Source organism: Mesorhizobium sp. LCM 4576 (assembly GCF_001854815.1).
Classification (GTDB): Bacteria; Pseudomonadota; Alphaproteobacteria; order Rhizobiales; family Rhizobiaceae; genus Mesorhizobium; species Mesorhizobium plurifarium.
The window spans coordinates 133781-149551 of record NZ_MDDT01000026.1; the positions used below are offsets into that span (position 1 = coordinate 133781).

13 protein-coding genes are annotated in these 15771 nt (G+C 64.5%); 6 read left to right on the forward strand and 7 right to left on the reverse strand.

The window, feature by feature from the left end; genetic code table 11:
- Positions 1–36 precede the first annotated feature (36 nt).
- The 6 genes from LCM4576_RS17940 to LCM4576_RS17965 all read right to left on the reverse strand — a co-directional run bounded on the left by LCM4576_RS17940 (position 37) and on the right by LCM4576_RS17965 (position 6454).
- Positions 37–1143: a DUF1513 domain-containing protein gene (locus LCM4576_RS17940; protein WP_071033473.1), complete on the reverse strand. Its 1107-nt coding sequence runs from the start codon at positions 1141–1143 to the stop codon at positions 37–39.
- Positions 1144–1583: 440 nt separating this feature from the next.
- A complete protein-coding gene (locus LCM4576_RS17945) occupies positions 1584–2678 on the reverse strand; it encodes an imelysin family protein (protein ID WP_407067384.1) in 1095 nt (364 codons plus the stop codon).
- The gene (locus tag LCM4576_RS17950; protein ID WP_071033475.1) at positions 2678–4279 is read right to left on the reverse strand and encodes a di-heme oxidoredictase family protein; all 1602 of its coding nucleotides are present in this window, start codon (positions 4277–4279) and stop codon (positions 2678–2680) included. Before LCM4576_RS17950 ends, LCM4576_RS17945 begins: the two co-directional genes overlap by 1 nt.
- A gap of 12 nt (positions 4280–4291) precedes the next feature.
- Positions 4292–4777, reverse strand: coding sequence for a bacterioferritin (gene bfr / locus LCM4576_RS17955; protein ID WP_040985970.1), 486 nt, complete (start codon positions 4775–4777; stop codon positions 4292–4294).
- The gene (locus LCM4576_RS17960; protein ID WP_040985972.1) at positions 4743–5054 is read right to left on the reverse strand and encodes a (2Fe-2S)-binding protein; all 312 of its coding nucleotides are present in this window, start codon (positions 5052–5054) and stop codon (positions 4743–4745) included. Before LCM4576_RS17960 ends, bfr begins: the two co-directional genes overlap by 35 nt.
- A 110-nt stretch (positions 5055–5164) precedes the next feature.
- On the reverse strand, positions 5165–6454 hold the full coding sequence (locus LCM4576_RS17965; RefSeq protein WP_071033477.1) for an imelysin family protein: 1290 nt from the start codon (positions 6452–6454) through the stop codon (positions 5165–5167).
- A 414-nt stretch (positions 6455–6868) separates the two neighbouring features.
- On the opposite strand from LCM4576_RS17965, the gene LCM4576_RS17970 reads away from it, so the two are divergent.
- From LCM4576_RS17970 to LCM4576_RS17980, 3 genes are all read left to right on the forward strand, one after another.
- Positions 6869–8122 (forward strand): NAD(P)/FAD-dependent oxidoreductase, encoded by a 1254-nt coding sequence (locus tag LCM4576_RS17970; protein ID WP_071033479.1) that lies wholly within the window; start codon positions 6869–6871, stop codon positions 8120–8122.
- Positions 8123–8247: 125 nt separating this feature from the next.
- Positions 8248–8505 (forward strand): type II toxin-antitoxin system ParD family antitoxin, encoded by a 258-nt coding sequence (locus tag LCM4576_RS17975; RefSeq protein WP_071033481.1) that lies wholly within the window; start codon positions 8248–8250, stop codon positions 8503–8505.
- On the forward strand, positions 8505–8816 hold the full coding sequence (locus tag LCM4576_RS17980) for a type II toxin-antitoxin system RelE/ParE family toxin (RefSeq protein WP_071033483.1): 312 nt from the start codon (positions 8505–8507) through the stop codon (positions 8814–8816). Before LCM4576_RS17975 ends, LCM4576_RS17980 begins: the two co-directional genes overlap by 1 nt.
- Positions 8817–8839: 23 nt before the next feature.
- Here LCM4576_RS17980 and LCM4576_RS17985 read toward each other — a convergent pair whose 3' ends face one another.
- The gene (locus LCM4576_RS17985; RefSeq protein ID WP_071033484.1) at positions 8840–10117 is read right to left on the reverse strand and encodes a 4-aminobutyrate--2-oxoglutarate transaminase; all 1278 of its coding nucleotides are present in this window, start codon (positions 10115–10117) and stop codon (positions 8840–8842) included.
- A gap of 259 nt (positions 10118–10376) precedes the next feature.
- On the opposite strand from LCM4576_RS17985, the gene LCM4576_RS17990 reads away from it, so the two are divergent.
- The 3 genes from LCM4576_RS17990 to LCM4576_RS18000 are packed head-to-tail and all read left to right on the forward strand — an operon-like array spanning position 10377 to position 15687.
- Positions 10377–11513 carry an efflux RND transporter periplasmic adaptor subunit gene (locus tag LCM4576_RS17990; protein WP_071033486.1) on the forward strand — a complete coding sequence of 379 codons (1137 nt, stop codon included), beginning with the start codon at positions 10377–10379 and terminating at the stop codon, positions 11511–11513.
- Positions 11510–12583 (forward strand): efflux RND transporter periplasmic adaptor subunit, encoded by a 1074-nt coding sequence (locus tag LCM4576_RS17995; RefSeq protein ID WP_071033488.1) that lies wholly within the window; start codon positions 11510–11512, stop codon positions 12581–12583. Before LCM4576_RS17990 ends, LCM4576_RS17995 begins: the two co-directional genes overlap by 4 nt.
- Positions 12583–15687, forward strand: a complete 3105-nt coding sequence (locus LCM4576_RS18000; RefSeq protein ID WP_071033490.1) for an efflux RND transporter permease subunit — start codon at positions 12583–12585, stop codon at positions 15685–15687. Before LCM4576_RS17995 ends, LCM4576_RS18000 begins: the two co-directional genes overlap by 1 nt.
- The last annotated feature ends 84 nt before the right edge of the window (positions 15688–15771 follow it).

Consider the following 15771-nt stretch of genomic DNA (forward strand, 5'->3'; position numbering starts at 1 on the left):
AAGCGGCTTTGCTTCCGGCCGGCCGATCGTCCGCCGTCAGGCCGATGCCGCAATGCGCAGCATGTGGTTGTCCCAGACATAATCCGGCTCGGAACGGGTGGCTCCGGCGCCGCCGACGATCTCGCCGGCGCCGGTCGTCGCCATGAAGCCGGCGCCGTCCGGCGCAAGACCGCAGACCTCGACCAGCGACCTGGTCGCGACCACCCGCCCGCTGGCGGCGTCGAGGACGGCCAGCGAATTGCCTTCCGGCGAGGTGACGGCGACCGAGCCTGTCGCGGCGTTGGCGGCGACCGAGCCGATGTAGTTGCGCAAGCCTGAGAGCACGTCCCGCGGCATCTCCAGCAGCTCGAGCTCCTTGCCGCGCACGGCGCGGCCGACCAGCGCCGGGCGGTCGGTCGCCGGCCCGCGATACTGGCAGCCGAACCAGACGGTGCCTGCCTGGTCGCGATCCATGTGGCGGATCGAAAGCTGATGCAGCGCCGGCGGCAATTCGTGTTTTTCGATGAGGTCGCCGGTGATGCGGTCGACCAGCGTGTAGGACGGCTTCATCGTCGCGATGTTGAGCTCGGCGCGGCCATAGTCGGGATGGGTTTCGATGCCGCCATTGGCGATGGCTAAGGTGCGGCCGTCGCCGAGCAGGAGCAGTTCATGCGGCCCCATGCCGTAGGTCGGGAACTCGCCAATGCGATTGAATTTGGCCCGCGCGTCGTAGACACCCACGACACCTGCCGCGTTGTCGAAGTCGTTCTCGGTCGCATAGAGCAGGGCGCCGTCCGGCGAGAACACGCCATGGCCGAAGAAATGCCGGCCGGCGATGCTGGCGATGGTCAATGGCTTGTCGCGGCCGGCATGGTCGAAGACCACGGCGAAGGTGCCGGGCTGGCGGGCGAAGACCACCGAACGCTTCGACACCGGATCGAAAGTGACGTCATGGCCGCGATCGGGCAGATCGACCGTGTGCAGGATTTTTCCCGCCTCGGAGAGCACGGCGGCGCCAAAGCTGCCGTCGCGCTTGACGAAGGCCGTGGCAAACACTGCATCCGCGGCAAGCGTGTCTGCCCAGGCCCGCGGCGCCATGGCGGCGGCAAAGCCGGCGCCCGCGGCCCGCAGGAAATCGCGGCGGTCGATGAGGACGGTTGTCACCAGGTRGCCCCTCCCTGCATTGGCTTGTTCCAGGACGCCGCAGTTTCGATCGCGCCCAGCCGAAGCTTGGCACTTACCGATCGCTGAGATGGATCATCGCAGACGTTGGAGGTTGGCCGAAGCCTCCGGAACTTCGTCATCCTTGGGCGAAGCAGGAGCGCARCTCCGTCGCGGAGACCCAAGGATCCATGCCGTGACCTTGGCCGAGGGGCGCAACAGCGCAGAATTCTGCACCGTTGCAACGCCTCAAAGTCACGGCATGGATCCTCGGGTCTGCGCTGCGTCGCTACGCTCCTTGCTCCGCCCGAGGATGACGAGGAGCGAGGCGTTTCGGCCAATCTCAAAAGCATGCGGCCGGCAAAAGCAGATGCCTCTGGACTGCCAAAATCTCCAGGCTGAGAGCTGACATGAAAAATCCGCGCTGTTTMCGGGACCATTGCTCAGTCCCCATCCAGCGAGGAAAAGCCGGCAGTCAGGCCGAACTCGGCGGTCATCCTGGTGCCGATCAAGGTCGACAGGCTGGAGGTGATCAGCGCGAAATGCTCGAGCTTGCCGCGCAGCGCCGGATCGGCCAGCGCCTTGTCGATCGGACCAGCGATCGATTTCGYGGTCGCCACGCCGTTGGTGAGCTGGATATGGATGGATTCGGCCATCCATTGCGCATCGGCGGGCAGCGCGTCGCCAAGTTTCGAGGCTTGGAACAGCCGGTCGATGCCAGAGAGATTTCCGGCAAGCGAGGCCGTCGTGTTCCGCGAGCGCCAGTAGATCGCCTGTTTCGGCTTGTCGGCGTCGGACTTGGCGCCGAGAAAGCCCTTGAGCCGCACGTCGCGGATCATGTCCAGCTCGTTGATGAAAACGCCGACCAATTCCGTCACGGCTTCGTTGCCGTCGCGGTAGAGCGGGTTTTTCGGCCCCGGATTGGCCCAGAGCGACGCGAAGCCGTCGGGCGTTTGCCAGGCGTCGCGCACCTCGCCGGCGATCGCTTCGACGTTGCCGGCAACCGCCGCGCCATAGGCGCAGCGATAGGGGTCATCCTTGCCGGCAAGCGTTTCGGCGCCGTCGCCGTAAAGCACATATTCGAGCGCGCCGAGGCCCTGCATGGCGACGCTCTTTTGCGCCAGTTGCGCCGGATCGGCGGCCGACGGGTCCTTTGCGGCAAGCGTCGACTGCACCTGCCGCAAACCGATGCTCTTGCGGTCCGGCCAATAGAGCATGCGTTCCAGCCGGTTGTTCTCCTTGATCGGCCCGAAAGCGATGATCTCGGCCACCGACCAGGACTCCACCGTGCCGGAAAACGCCGCACGCGCAGCTTCGAGGTTTTGGCCGGACGGCGTTTCGCAAAGCTGGCGCATCGCCTTGGTGAGCCCCGCCGCATGCTCGTCGAGGCTGGCATAGGCCGGGCGGACGAACCCGTCGATCGCGCGGCCGATGACATCGGAAGGCTTGACCGCAGCCGATGCCGGCAGCGCGGCGGCCAGAAGGAATGGGAGAGCAAGGGCCAGGCGTTTCGACATCAGAGCAACGCGTTTTACCATCAGAGAGACTCCAGGAATTTGATCAGCGCCTCACGATCGGCGGCGGCGGCGCCGGCGAAACGGTCGCGCGCCTTCTCGCCCTCACCGCCATGCCACAGGATCGCCTCGGCAGGCGTGCGGGCGCGGCCGTCATGCAGATAGAAGCTGTTGCCGTTGACCGTCGCGGTGAGCCCGATACCCCAGAGCGGCGGCGTGCGCCATTCGCTCCCCGTGGCTTCTCCGACCCTTTGCCCATCGGCGAGGTCCTCGCCCATGTCGTGCAGCAGGAAATCGGAATAAGGCCAGATCAGCTGAAAGGCCTGCGCCTTGTTGGGCGTGCCGCGCATGGTGACGAATTTCGGCGTGTGGCAGGCAATGCAGCCCATCTCGTAGAACTGTTTCTTGCCGGCAAGCACCTGCGGCGTGGCGATGTCGCGCCGCGCCGGCACGGCGAGGTTCTGCGAATAGAAGGTGACGAAGTCCATCACCGGCGGCGGCGCTTCCGCGCTACCCAGTCGCTCCTGCACGCCGTTCGGCATGGCAAGGCAATCCTCCTCAGCCTTGGTGCAATCGCCCCAATGCTTCGGCATTTCCGGCGTCGAGATGCCGATATCGGCGGCGAAGGCATCCGCCGCCTGCTGGCGGATCGAGGCGGTCTGCGCCTTCCAGCCGAAGCGGCCCAAGGTCACCTGGCCGCTCAGCTCGTCGCGCACGATGTTCGGCCGGCCCGAAATGCCGTCACTGTTACGATCGTCCGGATCGGCATGGGCAAGGATATCGGCCGGCGCGATCTGCTCGATCAGGCCGAGCCCGATCATCGGCGGCGTCAGTCGCGGCGACAGCGTGGTGCGCGGATCGAGCGGACCGTGGCCAAGGTTTTCGATCGTATAGCTCGGCTTGCGCAGCGAAACGACGGCGCCGTCGCCGAGCGTGACCTTCTGCTCCTGGTAATCGACGCGCATCCGGCCCTCGCCCTTGAGGCTCGGGACCGCGAGCTCCTGCAGTTGGGAGCCGTAGACCGGATCGGGAAAATTCAACGCCTCATGGCCGGCGAGCGCGGCCCTTTCCTCGGCGCTGCCGGCGTCGCGCGCGAGCCTCAGGAACATCGACGTCGATCCGGCATCGCCTTCCGGAGGACGGCCGCGGCCATCCTTCAGATGGCAGTTCTGGCAGGCGCGCTCGTTGAACAGCGGGCCGAGCCCGTCCGAAGCCTGGGTCGACGACGGCGACGACACCCAGTTCTTGCGGAACAGCGCATTGCCCAGCTTGAAATTACCCTCTTCCTCGAAGGTGATGTTGGCGGAGGATTGCGAGAAGGCATCGCGGTTGACGTCCTTCTCCGACGTGCCGGCGCCGCCCTGCATCAGCTCGAACGGCTCGGGCCTGGTGAAGTCGGTCGTCGGCCTGGTGACGGCCAGGACCCGCGTCTGATCCTTCGGCGTCAGGTCGGTGCGGCTCGTCGGCAGGGCGGCCGGCTCGCCGGCCAAAGCGGGTGCGGAAAGCGTGATCGCCAGCAAAAGCGACGCCCCGCCCGCCCAGTATCGCGGGGTCTTCTGAAGCGGCAGGCCGTCGATTGCGACCCGCCGCGCGCGGCGCGAAAAATGATCTACGGGGCGCCGCATTCCCGCATGTCCTTACTCCGCCTCGTTGGCCGAGTCGGCGTTGAGCAGGCCGTATTTTTCCTCGCCGATGGAGGCAAGCAGATCGAGCTGCGTTTCCAGGAAGTCGATATGTCCTTCCTCGTCGGTCAAAAGGTCCTCGAACAGTTTCATCGAAACGAAATCGCCTTCGTCGTGGCAGATTTCGCGCGAGCGCTTGTAGGCAGTGCGCGCGTCATATTCGCCGGCCAGATCGGATTCGAGCACTTCCTTGACGTTCTGGCCGATGCGCAGCGGCGCGACGGACTGCAGGTTGGGATGGCCTTCGAGGAAGATGATGCGCGCGATCAGCCGGTCGGCGTGATGCATTTCCTCGATCGATTCCGCCCGCTCTTTCTTTGCCAGCTTGGTGTAGCCCCAATCCTCGAGCAGACGATAATGCACCCAGTACTGGTTGACGGCTCCAAGCTCCAGGAACAGAGCTTCATTAAGCCGCTCTATGATCTGCGGTTCGCCTTTCATGGGTTCTGCTCCCGTATTGGCCGCGCAAGCCTCTCACGCGATCCAGATGTGAAACGACGTCCACGCCGCCCACCTCTGAGCGGGCGTGGTAGTTCTCGGTGACCCGAATGATCGTTTCCACCACATTTGGGAAACAGCCGCAACAGCGACCGCGCTTGCGCATCGCGTGGTAGACCTTCGCGGGCACGATCAGCTGCCAGGGATCCTCGTCCAGCAGACTGACGATCGTCTGCTCGATCTCCTTTTCGGTGATGATGTTGCAATGGCAGATCAGCATCTGTTTGCTCTGGCTGACGGCGCCGGTCCGGCGCCGCTTGGCTGGTTTGTTAGTYGGGCATGATCTTGTCCAAAAACCGGCTTCCACTTTTTGGGATCATGCCCTGAAACTTACTTGAACACCTTGTCGGGCGCGTCGAGGCTGTCGGAACCCTCGAAGGCGATCTGGTTCAGCTTGAGCGAGYCGACGGCGCGCTCGATCGACTTGGTCTGGTCGATCAGGGCGTCGATCRCCGCCTGCACGGTGGCGTTACCTTCGGTGTTGCCCTCGGCGATCTGCTGGTCATAGGCCTCGCCGGCCAGCGCGCGCGCCTTGATAGCCTCCATCTTGGCGACGGTGGTGTCGAGTTTGYCCGACAGCTCCTTGTCGATCGTCGGGTCAGCGGCCTTGACCATGTCGGACACGGACGGACCCGAAACCACGGAGCCGTCGAGCCGCTTGTAGCTGGCATGGTAGGCGTCGCGGATGCCGACGGCGTCATAGAGATGCGAGTTGTAGGTGTTGTCGGAGAAGCAATCGTGCTCCTCTTCCGGATCGTGCAGCAAGAGGCCGAGCTTCATGCGCTCGCCGGCGAGCTCGCCATAGGAGAGCGACCCCATGCCGGTGAAGATGGTGGAGATGCCTGCATTCGCATCGCCGTCGGTCAGGTTCTTGCGCGCGGCGCCGTCTTCCTTCCAGTTGCCGACCATCTCCTGCAGGTCGGACACCAGAAGGTCGCTCGCCGACTTCAGATATTCGGCGCGGCGGTCGCAATTGCCGCCCGTGCAGTTCTTGAGGTCATAGTCGGTGTAGGGGCGCTCGCCGGCGCCCGGACCGGTGCCATGCAGGTCCTGGCCCCAGAGCAGGAATTCGATGGCGTGATAGCCGGTCGCGACATTGGCCTCGACGCCGCCGGCCTCCTGAAGCGTGCCCGAAAGGAACTCGGGCGTCAGCTTCGAGGCGTCGACCTTCTTGCCGTTGATCTCGATCTCCTTGTTGGCGATCACGTTGGCCGTATAGAGCGCGTTCTCGTCCGACTCGGTGCCGTAGCTCTTGGCGACATAGTCGATCAGGCCCTCGTCCAGCGGCCAGGAATTCACCTTGCCTTCCCAGTCGTCGACGATCTTGTTGCCGAAGCGGTAGACTTCGGYCTGCTGATAAGGAATGCGCGCGGCCTTCCAGGCTTCGCGCGCGGCGTTCAGCGTGTCGGCCGAGGGACTGGCGATGAGCGCATCCACCGCCTTGTCCAGCGCCTGCGCGGTGGTCAGCGAATCCTCGTATTTGGCCAGAGCGATATCGGCATAGGTCTTGATCACCGCCTTGGCGTCGGTCTCGGCTTTCGCCGGCAACACGAACACCGCCGCCGTCAGTGCAGCCGTGGCGCAGATCGCAGCCAGCCTGCCACCATTACGTGCCGTCATTATCCTTCTCCGGTTCTTTGGAAATTCAATAAAAGACGCCCACCCGCGCCGAGGCATGAGCATGCCGGGAAAAATGGTGGCCGCGCCGATGCGCGGTTCGCGATAAAAAGACACCCACTTGCCTCCAATCGAAAGGGTTCAAGGCCCAGACATCAAAGGAATGCGCTTGACGCGCAGCTCTCCATAAAGCGATGGAGAGGCCGGGAGTCAACTGGTGAAACAGAAAAAATTCAATTGAAACAACAGTTTAGAATTATTCTAAACTGCAAATATCAACTTTAAGCCCAACACTGCCTCGCTGGCCCGATTGACAGACAGCCATTCTGGGTGCGACCCGATCCGCGGCTCTTGCGGCGGCGRCAGACAATCGCCACCTGGCGCAAGAGCCTAGATTTGCAGACAAAAAGGATTGCGATGACGAACGGGGTTGTGATTGTCGGTGCCGGCCATGCCGRCGTGCAGGCGGCCGCCAGCCTGCGCGAAGAGGGTTATGAGGGGCCAGTCGTCCTGATCGGCGACGAGGAGGAACTGCCCTATCACAAGCCGCCGCTGTCCAAGACCTTCATCAAGGACCCGGAGGCCAAGCCGCAGCCGTTGCGCGGCGAAGCCTTCTACACCGGCAACACCATCGACTACCGGCCGGGCGTGCGCATCGAGAGCATCGATGCCGGCGCCCGCAGGCTCGAGGTAGCGGGCGCCGGCAAACTTGCCTTCGACCGGCTGGTGCTCGCGACCGGCTCGCGGCCGCGTTTGCTCAAGCTCGACGGCGCCGGCCTTGCCGGCGTGGTCTCGCTGCGCTCGCTGGCCGATGCGCGCCTGATCCGCGAGCTCAGCGCGCGAAGCGAGGACGTCGTCATTCTGGGCGGCGGCTTCATCGGGCTGGAGATCGCCGCGACGCTGAGGGCCGCGGGCCGCAATGTCACCGTCGTCGAAGCCGTCGACCGGCTGCTCGGCCGCGCCGTGGCGCCGGTCATCGCCGCGCATGTGCGACAGCGCTTGGAAGCGATCGGCGTGCGCATCCTGACCGGTACCACCGTCGCCCGCCTGGAGGGCGAAGGCGGCCGCGTCTCGGCCGCGATCACGTCCGGCGGCGAGCGCCTGCCGGCGCAAATGGTGATCATCGGTATTGGCGTCGTGCCTAATGTTGAATTGGCGGAAGCTGTGGGTCTCGCCATCGGCAACGGCATCCGCGTCGACCAGCATATGCAGAGCTCTGTTCCCGAAATCCTCGCCATCGGCGACGCCGCTTCCTACCGGCACTGGTTCACCGGCGGCGACGTGCGGCTGGAATCGGTGCAGAACGCCACCGACCAGGCCAGGCTCGCCGCGCGGACCATCCTCGGCCACGCCGAGCCCTTCATGGCGGTGCCGTGGTTCTGGTCGGATATCGGCGACATGAAGCTGCAGATGGTGGGGCTGACGCAAGGCGGCGATCACCATGTCGTGCTCGGCGATCTCGCCGAGAACAAGTTCTCGATCTATCACTATGCCGGCGACCGGCTGCTCGGCATCGAATCCGTCAACCGGCCGGCCGACCACATGCTTGGCCGCAAGATGCTCGGCGCCGGCTTCTCGCCGACGCCTCAGACCGTGGCGGGCGGGCCGGATGCGCTGAAGGCGGCGCTCGCGGATTTTCAGGAAATGGAACCGGCCAAGGCGACGGGCTGACTATTTCAGGCTGACCAAGGGATTAGTAGCGATAGATGCTAAAGGATTCGCAATGCGAGCCTTGGCAAAAGATCTCGGCTGACTTATCATAAATTGATAATTTTGGATAAGCGAAAGATTGTTCCATGCCTGCAAGCTACAGCATTGGCTCTCGCTACGAGGCATTCGTGCGCGAGCTTGTCGAGAGTGGCCGCTACGCCAGCGCAAGCGAAGTTGTGCGCGATAGCCTGCGTCTTTTGGAGGAACGCGAAGAGCACCGGCAGGCGAAGCTTACTGCACTGCGTGAAGACATCCGCAAGGGTGTAGAGAGCGGACCARCTATTCCGGCCGAAGACGTTTTTGATCGGCTGGAGAAAAGATACGCGGCTGAAGGCCGCAAATAATGGCTCTCAGTTTCGCCCCTGCCGCCGTGCAGGACATTGAAGAGATTGGCGATTATATCCAGGCTGAAAATCCGGCGGCCGCGCGCCGCCTGATAGCGGCACTTCGAGTGCGATGCGGCACCATCTTGGATGCGCCACGTGGTGGCGCTCCCCGTTCCGAACTCTGGCGCGGCCTGCGCTCCGTCGCGTTCCAGAAATATGTCATCTTTTATACCGTCGAAGGCGACGACGTGCGTGTAGAACGCATCCTGCACGGCTCACGCGACATCCAGGGCATTTTCGATGAAGGAAGAATGCCCAAGGATAGTTGACGCTGACGCTCTGACTATTTCGACTAGGCGGCCCGCGCGTTGCGGATCGCGGTCTCCAGGATATCCAGCGCCTCAGTCATGACTCCGTCCTGGATGGTGATCGGCGACAGGAAGCGGATGACGTTGCCGTAGACGCCGCAGGTGAGCAGGATGAGGCCCTTGTCGAGCGCCTTCAGCCGCACCGCATTGGCGAACTCGGCCGAGGGCAGGCCTTTCTTCACGTCGTTGAACTCGACGGCGTTCATGAAGCCCGGGYCGCGAATGTCGACGATCTCCGGCACGTCCTCGCGGATCGAAACCAGCCGCTGCTTCAGCCTGGCGCCCAGCGCGTTGGCGCGATCGCAGAGCTTTTCCTCCTCGATGACGTCGAGCACGGCATGCGCGGCGGCAACGCCGATCGGGCTGCCACCATAGGTGCCGCCCAGGCCGCCGGGGCCGGGTGCGTCCATGATCTCGGCGCGGCCGGTGACCGCCGAGAGCGGGAAGCCGCCGGCAAGGCTCTTGGCCATGGTGGTGATATCGGGCGCCACATCATGGTGGTCCATGGCGAACATCTTGCCGGTGCGGGCAAAGCCGGTCTGCACCTCGTCGGCGATAAGCAGGATGCCATGCTGGTCGCAGATCTTGCGCAGGGATGCCATGAAATCGCGCGGCGCCTCGTAGAAGCCGYCCTCGCCCTGCACCGGCTCGACGATGATGGCGGCAACGCGGTTTGGATCGACGTCAGCCTTGAACAGCTTGTCGAGCGCGGCGAGCGAATCCGCGACCGAAACGCCATGAAGCGCGACCGGAAACGGCGCATGGAAGACATCGCCCGGCATGGCRCCGAAGCCGACCTTATAGGGCACGACCTTGCCGGTCAGCGCCATGCCCATGAAGGTGCGGCCATGGAAGCCGCCGGAAAAGGCGATGACCGCCTGGCGGCCGGTGGCGTTGCGGGCGACCTTGATGGCGTTCTCGACCGCCTCGGCGCCAGTGGTGACGAAGATGGTCTTCTTGTCGAACTTGCCGGGCAGCATGCCGTTCAGGYGTTCGGCGAGACGCACGTAGCTCTCGTACGGCACGACCTGGTGGCAGGTGTGGGTGAAGCGGTCGAGCTGCGCCTTGACGGCTTCGATCACCTTCGGGTGGCGGTGGCCGGTGTTGACCACGGCGATGCCGGACGAGAAGTCGATGTAACGGCGGCCTTCGACATCCCAGATTTCCGAATTCTCGGCGCGATCGGCGTAGATCTGCGTCGTCATGCCGACGCCGCGCGAGATCGAYTGATTCTTGCGTTCGGAAATGGCTGAATTCTTCATATCGTCCCTCATCGGGTATCCCTCGTCGGGATAGGACCCGTTCCGTTGATCAAAACCCTTCTGACCTTATTTCACGTTTTCCTCAAGTTGRCACGTTGGCCCAGTCGATTGGGCCTGCCTCGAAGATGGGGAACGATGTTCTTAACCAGCCCGGCGATACGCGCCTCGGAAACAGTTTCCTTTTCCCGCCGATCGATTAATCTCATTTCATCCGCGACGTGCCGCYGTCAGGAGCGGCCCCCACGGATCGAGGGGAACCATGAGCAGGAACGCGACATCGTCCGCCTTGCCGTCTTCGCCGCTCCGCCCTTTGCCTCGTCCAAACATCTTGTTGCTGCTGGCCTGTTTCGCCGCCGCGTTTTCAGTCGCCGGCTGCCAGAAACAGCAGGTGGCGGAAAAGAAATTACCTGTGGTGGTGACGACGCAGACAGTCGCGCTCGCCGATTACGCGCCACGGACCTCGCTGACCGGGGTGATCGCCGCCCGCACGCTCAACAATCTGTCGTTCCGCGTCGGCGGCAGGGTCGCCGAACGGCTGGTCGATGTCGGCCAGCATGTCGACCAGGGCGCGGTGCTCGCCCGCATCGACCCGCAGGAACAGGAATCGGACCTGCGTTCGGCCCAGGYCGATCTCGACGCGGCGCAGGCGCAGCTCACCCAGGCCGCGGCCACCTATGAGCGGCAGAAGACCCTGTTGGCCCGGGGCTTCACCACGAGGCGGGATTTCGACACCGCCAATCAGACGCTGAAAGTGGCGCAAGGCAGCGTCGATGCCGCGCAAAGCGCTTTCGCCAACGCCAAGGAAAACCTGTCCTATACCGAGCTCAAGGCAGGCGCCGCCGGCGTCATCACGGCGCGCCAGGTCGAGGCCGGGCAGGTGGTGCAGGCGGCGCAGACCGTGTTCACCATCGCCGAGGACGGCGATCGCGATGCGGTCTTCAACGTGCACGAAACGCTGGTTGCGCAGACGCCGTCCTCGCCCGCGGTGACGATCACGCTGCTGTCGGACCCGCAGGTGCGCGCGGTCGGCAAGGTGCGCGAGATATCGCCGGCGGTCGATACGGCGTCGGGGTCGATCCGGGTCAAGGTCGGCATTCCCGACACGCCCGCCGGCATGCCGCTGGGCGCGGCCGTGATCGGCACGGTCAGCGCCAGGTCGGTCAAAGCTATCCTGCTGCCCTGGCAGGCGCTGACCTCGACCGGCGGCAAGCCCGCCGTCTGGATCGTCGACCCGTCGAGCAAGGCAGTGACGCCGGCGCCGGTCGAGGTGCTCGCCTTCGATTCCGGCATTGTCGTCGTCGACAAGGGCCTGCAGGAAGGCCAGAGCATCGTCACCGCCGGCGGGCAGTTGCTCAGCCCCGGACAGACGATCGAAGTGGCGGGGGCAAAGCAATGAACCAGTTGCCGCGCATCGCTCCCCTGCTCGCCCTTCTAGCGCTTGCCGGCTGCTCGCGCTCGGAAGAGAAGCCGCCGGAGATCGTCCGACCGGTTCTGTCGGTGGTGATCGAACCGAAGACCGTCGAGACCTTCGGCTTCGCCGGTTCGGTCGAGCCGCAATACAGCGCCGACCTTGCCTTCCGCCTGCTCGGCCGCGTCGTCTCGCGCGACGTCAAGGTCGGCGACCTCGTCACCAAGGGCACGACGATCGCGGCGCTCGATCCGACGGCGCTGGAGCTTGCCGTCCAGGCATCGAAGGCCGATCTGTCGAACGCGCAGGCGCAGTTCGCCAATGCGGCGGCCAGCGAGGAGCGCCAGCGCGCCCTGCTCGCTTCTGCCAACACCTCCCAGTCCGTCTTCGACGCCGCGCAGCAGGCAAGGCAAGCCGCGGCCGCCGGCGTCGAGCGGGCGAATGCCGCCTTGGCCAAATCGCAGGAGCAGCTCGGCTATGCCCGGCTGTTTTCCGATTTCGACGGCGTCGTCACCGCCGTCGGCGCCGAGGTCGGCCAGACCGTTTCGCCGGGACAGACGATCGTCACCGTGGCGCGCACCGACCCGCGCGAGGCAGTTGTCGACATCCCGGACCAGTTGACCGGCGACCTCACCGTCGGCACCCCGTTCGAAATCATCCTGCAATCGCTGCCGACCATCAAAACCGACGCCAAGCTGCGCGAGGTCGCGCCGCAATCGGAAGGCGCCACGCGCACCCGCCGCGTGCGGCTGACACTGATCAATCCACCGTCGGCGTTCCGGCTCGGCTCGACGATCACCGCGACACGCATGACCAAGGTCGCGCCGACAATCGAACTGCCGATGTCGGCGCTGCTCGAAAAGGACGGCTCGCAAAAGGTCTGGATCGTCGATCCGCGATCCTCCAGCGTGAGCGCGCACGAGATCAAGGTCGCCGCCAAGAGCGGCGGCAGCTTCACCGTGTCGGAGGGGCTCGCGGCCGGCATGCGCGTCGTCACCGCGGGCGTGCACAGCTTGAGCGAAGGCCAGAAGGTCAAGGTGCCGGAGGGCGGGGTCTGATGAAGGGCTTCAATCTCTCGGACTGGGCRCTCAGCCACCGTTCGCTGGTCTGGTATTTCATGCTGGTCTTCGTGGCGGCCGGCATCTTCTCCTATCTCAATCTCGGGCGCGAAGAAGACCCCGCCTTCACCATCAAGACCATGATCATCCAGGCCAACTGGCCCGGCGCCTCGGTCAAGGAGACGGTGCAGCAGGTGACCGACCGCATCGAGAAGAAGCTCGAGGAGCTCGACAGCCTCGACTACACCAAATCGATCACCACTGCCGGCCAGACCGTCATCTTYGTCAACCTGAAGGACACCACCAAGGCGCGCGACGTCGTGCCGAATTGGCTTCAGGTGCGCAATATGGTCAACGACATCAAGGCGCAGTTCCCGCAAGGCGTGCAGGGACCGTTCTTCAACGACCGCTTCGGCGACGTCTACGGCAACATCTATGCCTTCACCGCCGACGGGCTGACACCGCGCCAATTGCGCGACTATGTCGAGGATGTCCGAACCAAGATCCTCACCGTGCCGAATGCCGGCAAGGTCGATCTGGTCGGCGCGCAGGATGAGGCGATCTATCTCGAATTCTCGACGCGCCAGATCGCGGCGCTCGGCCTCAACCAGCAGCAAATCGTCGCCAGTTTGCAGGCGCAGAACGCCATCACGCCGTCCGGCGTCATCCAGTCCGGCCCTGAGCGCATCAGCGTGCGTGTCGGYGGCCAGTTCACCTCCGAGGAGAGCCTGCGGGCCATCAACCTGCGCGTCAACGACCGCTTCTTCCGGCTGAGCGACGTGGCGACGATCCGGCGCGGCTATGTCGACCCGCCGACGGCCCTGTTCCGCTTCAACGGCCAGGACGCGATCGGGCTCGCCATCGGCATGAAGCCCAACRCCAATCTGCTGAAATTCGGYGAGGCCCTGCACGAGGAGATGCAGAAGGTGCTGGCCGACCTGCCGGTCGGCGTCGGCGTGCATCTGGTGGCCGACCAGCCGGTCATCGTCGAGGAAGYGGTTTCGGGCTTCACGCGGGCGCTGTTCGAGGCGGTCGCCATCGTGCTCGCCGTCTCCTTCATCAGYCTTGGGCTGCGGGCCGGCTTCGTCGTGGCGCTGTCGATCCCTCTGGTGCTCGCGATCACCTTCACCGTCATGGAATATCTCGGGATATCGCTGCAGCGCATTTCGCTCGGCGCGCTGATCATCGCGCTCGGGCTGTTGGTCGACGACGCGATGATCGCGGTCGAGATGATGGTGGCGCGGCTGGAGGTCGGCGACAATCTGCGCAAGGCGGCGACCTATGTCTATACCTCGACCGCCTTCCCGATGCTGACAGGCACGCTGGTGACGGTCGCAGGCTTCATTCCGATCGGGCTCAATTCAAGCGCCGCCGGCGAATACACGTTCACGCTCTTCGTCGTCATCGCGGTGTCGCTGCTTGTGTCATGGATCGTGGCCGTGCTGTTTGCGCCGCTGCTCGGGGTCACCATCCTGCCGGCGACGAWGAAGACTAAGCATCACGACCAGCCTGGACGATTCACCTCGCTGTTCCGGCGCGTGCTTGTCTTTTCCGTTCGCCGCCATTGGCTGACCATCATCGTGACGGTGCTTCTGTTTGCYGCCTCGGTCGCCGGCTTCGGCCTCGTGCAGCAGCAGTTCTTCCCGCCATCCGACCGGCCGGAGCTGATCGTCGACTGGAACCTGCCGCAGAACTCCTCGATCACGGAGACGCGCGACCAGATGGTGCGCTTCGAGCAGCGCGCGCTGGTCGGCAATCCCGACATCGACCATTTCTCCTCCTATATCGGCCAGGGCGCCGTGCGCTTCGTGCTCGCCTATGACGTGCAGCCGGCCAATCCCTATTTCGGCCAGACCGTCATCGTCACCAAGAGCATCGAAGCCCGCAACCGCGTGAAGCCGGCGCTGGAAAAACTGCTGCGCGAGGAGTTCGTCGGCACCGACGCCTTTGTCAAATTGCTGGAGCTCGGCCCGCCGGTCGGCAGGCCGGTGCAGTACCGCGTCGGCGGTCCCGATATCCAGACCGTGYGCGAGCTGGCGCAGCAATTCGCCGGTGTCATTTCCGCCAATCCGAAGCTTGCCGCGCCGACCTTTGACTGGAACGAGCCGCAGCGCGTGCTCAGAGTCGACGTGCTGCAGGACAAGGCGCGCCAGCTCGGCATCACCTCTTCCGACATCGCCAGCGCGCTGAACAGCACGGTGGGCGGCTCGACGATCACCCAGGTGCGCGACGCGACCTATCTCATCAATGTCGTGGCGCGCTCGCGCGAGGCCGAGCGCGGCTCGATCGAAACCTTGCAGAACATGCAGCTGYCGACCGGAAACGGCGAGTCGATCCCGCTCGCGGCGGTCGCCAATTTCCGCTACGATCTCGAACAGCCGACGGTCTGGCGACGCAACCGGACGCCGACGATCACCGTGCGCGCCGGCCTGGTCGGCGACGTGCTGCCGGCGACCGTCGTCAACGAACTAAAGCCTTCGGTCGACGCCTTCATCGCCAAGCTGCCGCCCGGCTATTCAGTGGAAACCGCCGGCTCGGTCGAGGAAAGCGCCAAGAGCCAGGGACCGATCGCGGCCGTGGTGCCCTTGATGCTGTTCATCATGGCGACCATCCTGATGGTGCAGCTGCAGAGCTTCCAGCGCCTGTTCCTGGTGGTGGCGGTGGCGCCGCTCGGCCTGATCGGCGTGGTGGCGGCCCTGGTGCCCAGYGGCGCGCCGCTCGGCTTCGTCGCCATCCTCGGCGTGCTGGCGCTGATCGGCATCCTGATCCGCAACTCGGTCATCCTGATCGTGCAGATCGAAGACCTCGTCAAAGAAGGCAAGGACCGCTGGGCGGCGGTCATCGAGGCGACCGAGCACCGCATGCGGCCGATCGCGCTGACGGCCGCCGCCGCCAGCCTGGCGCTGATCCCGATCGCGCGCGAAGTGTTCTGGGGACCGATGGCCTATGCCATGATGGGCGGCATCATCGCGGGAACGGCGATCACGCTGCTGTTCCTGCCGGCGCTCTATGTGACATGGTTCCGGATCAAGGAGCCGGAGGAAGCGCAAGGCAACGATGCGGACACCGCCGCTGTCCCGGAAGCTCAAGGCGCGGAACGCTAGAGCGGGATGAGATTAGCTCCGGTCATAGCCTGAGTTTGCAAAATAGTTTGAGCATTCGTGTGGAGTGACACGATTGAGGGTTTG

What these genes read in the sequence shown, in the direction of transcription:
- LCM4576_RS17950 (WP_071033475.1), bottom strand. Translation starts at nt 4,279, where the DNA reads ATGCGGCGCCCCGTAGATCATTTTTCGCGCCGCGCGCGGCGGGTCGCA.
- LCM4576_RS17995 (WP_071033488.1), top strand. Translation starts at nt 11,510, where the DNA reads ATGAACCAGTTGCCGCGCATCGCTCCCCTGCTCGCCCTTCTAGCGCTT.
- LCM4576_RS17960 (WP_040985972.1), bottom strand. Translation starts at nt 5,054, where the DNA reads ATGCTGATCTGCCATTGCAACATCATCACCGAAAAGGAGATCGAGCAG.
- bfr (WP_040985970.1), bottom strand. Translation starts at nt 4,777, where the DNA reads ATGAAAGGCGAACCGCAGATCATAGAGCGGCTTAATGAAGCTCTGTTC.
- LCM4576_RS17980 (WP_071033483.1), top strand. Translation starts at nt 8,505, where the DNA reads ATGGCTCTCAGTTTCGCCCCTGCCGCCGTGCAGGACATTGAAGAGATT.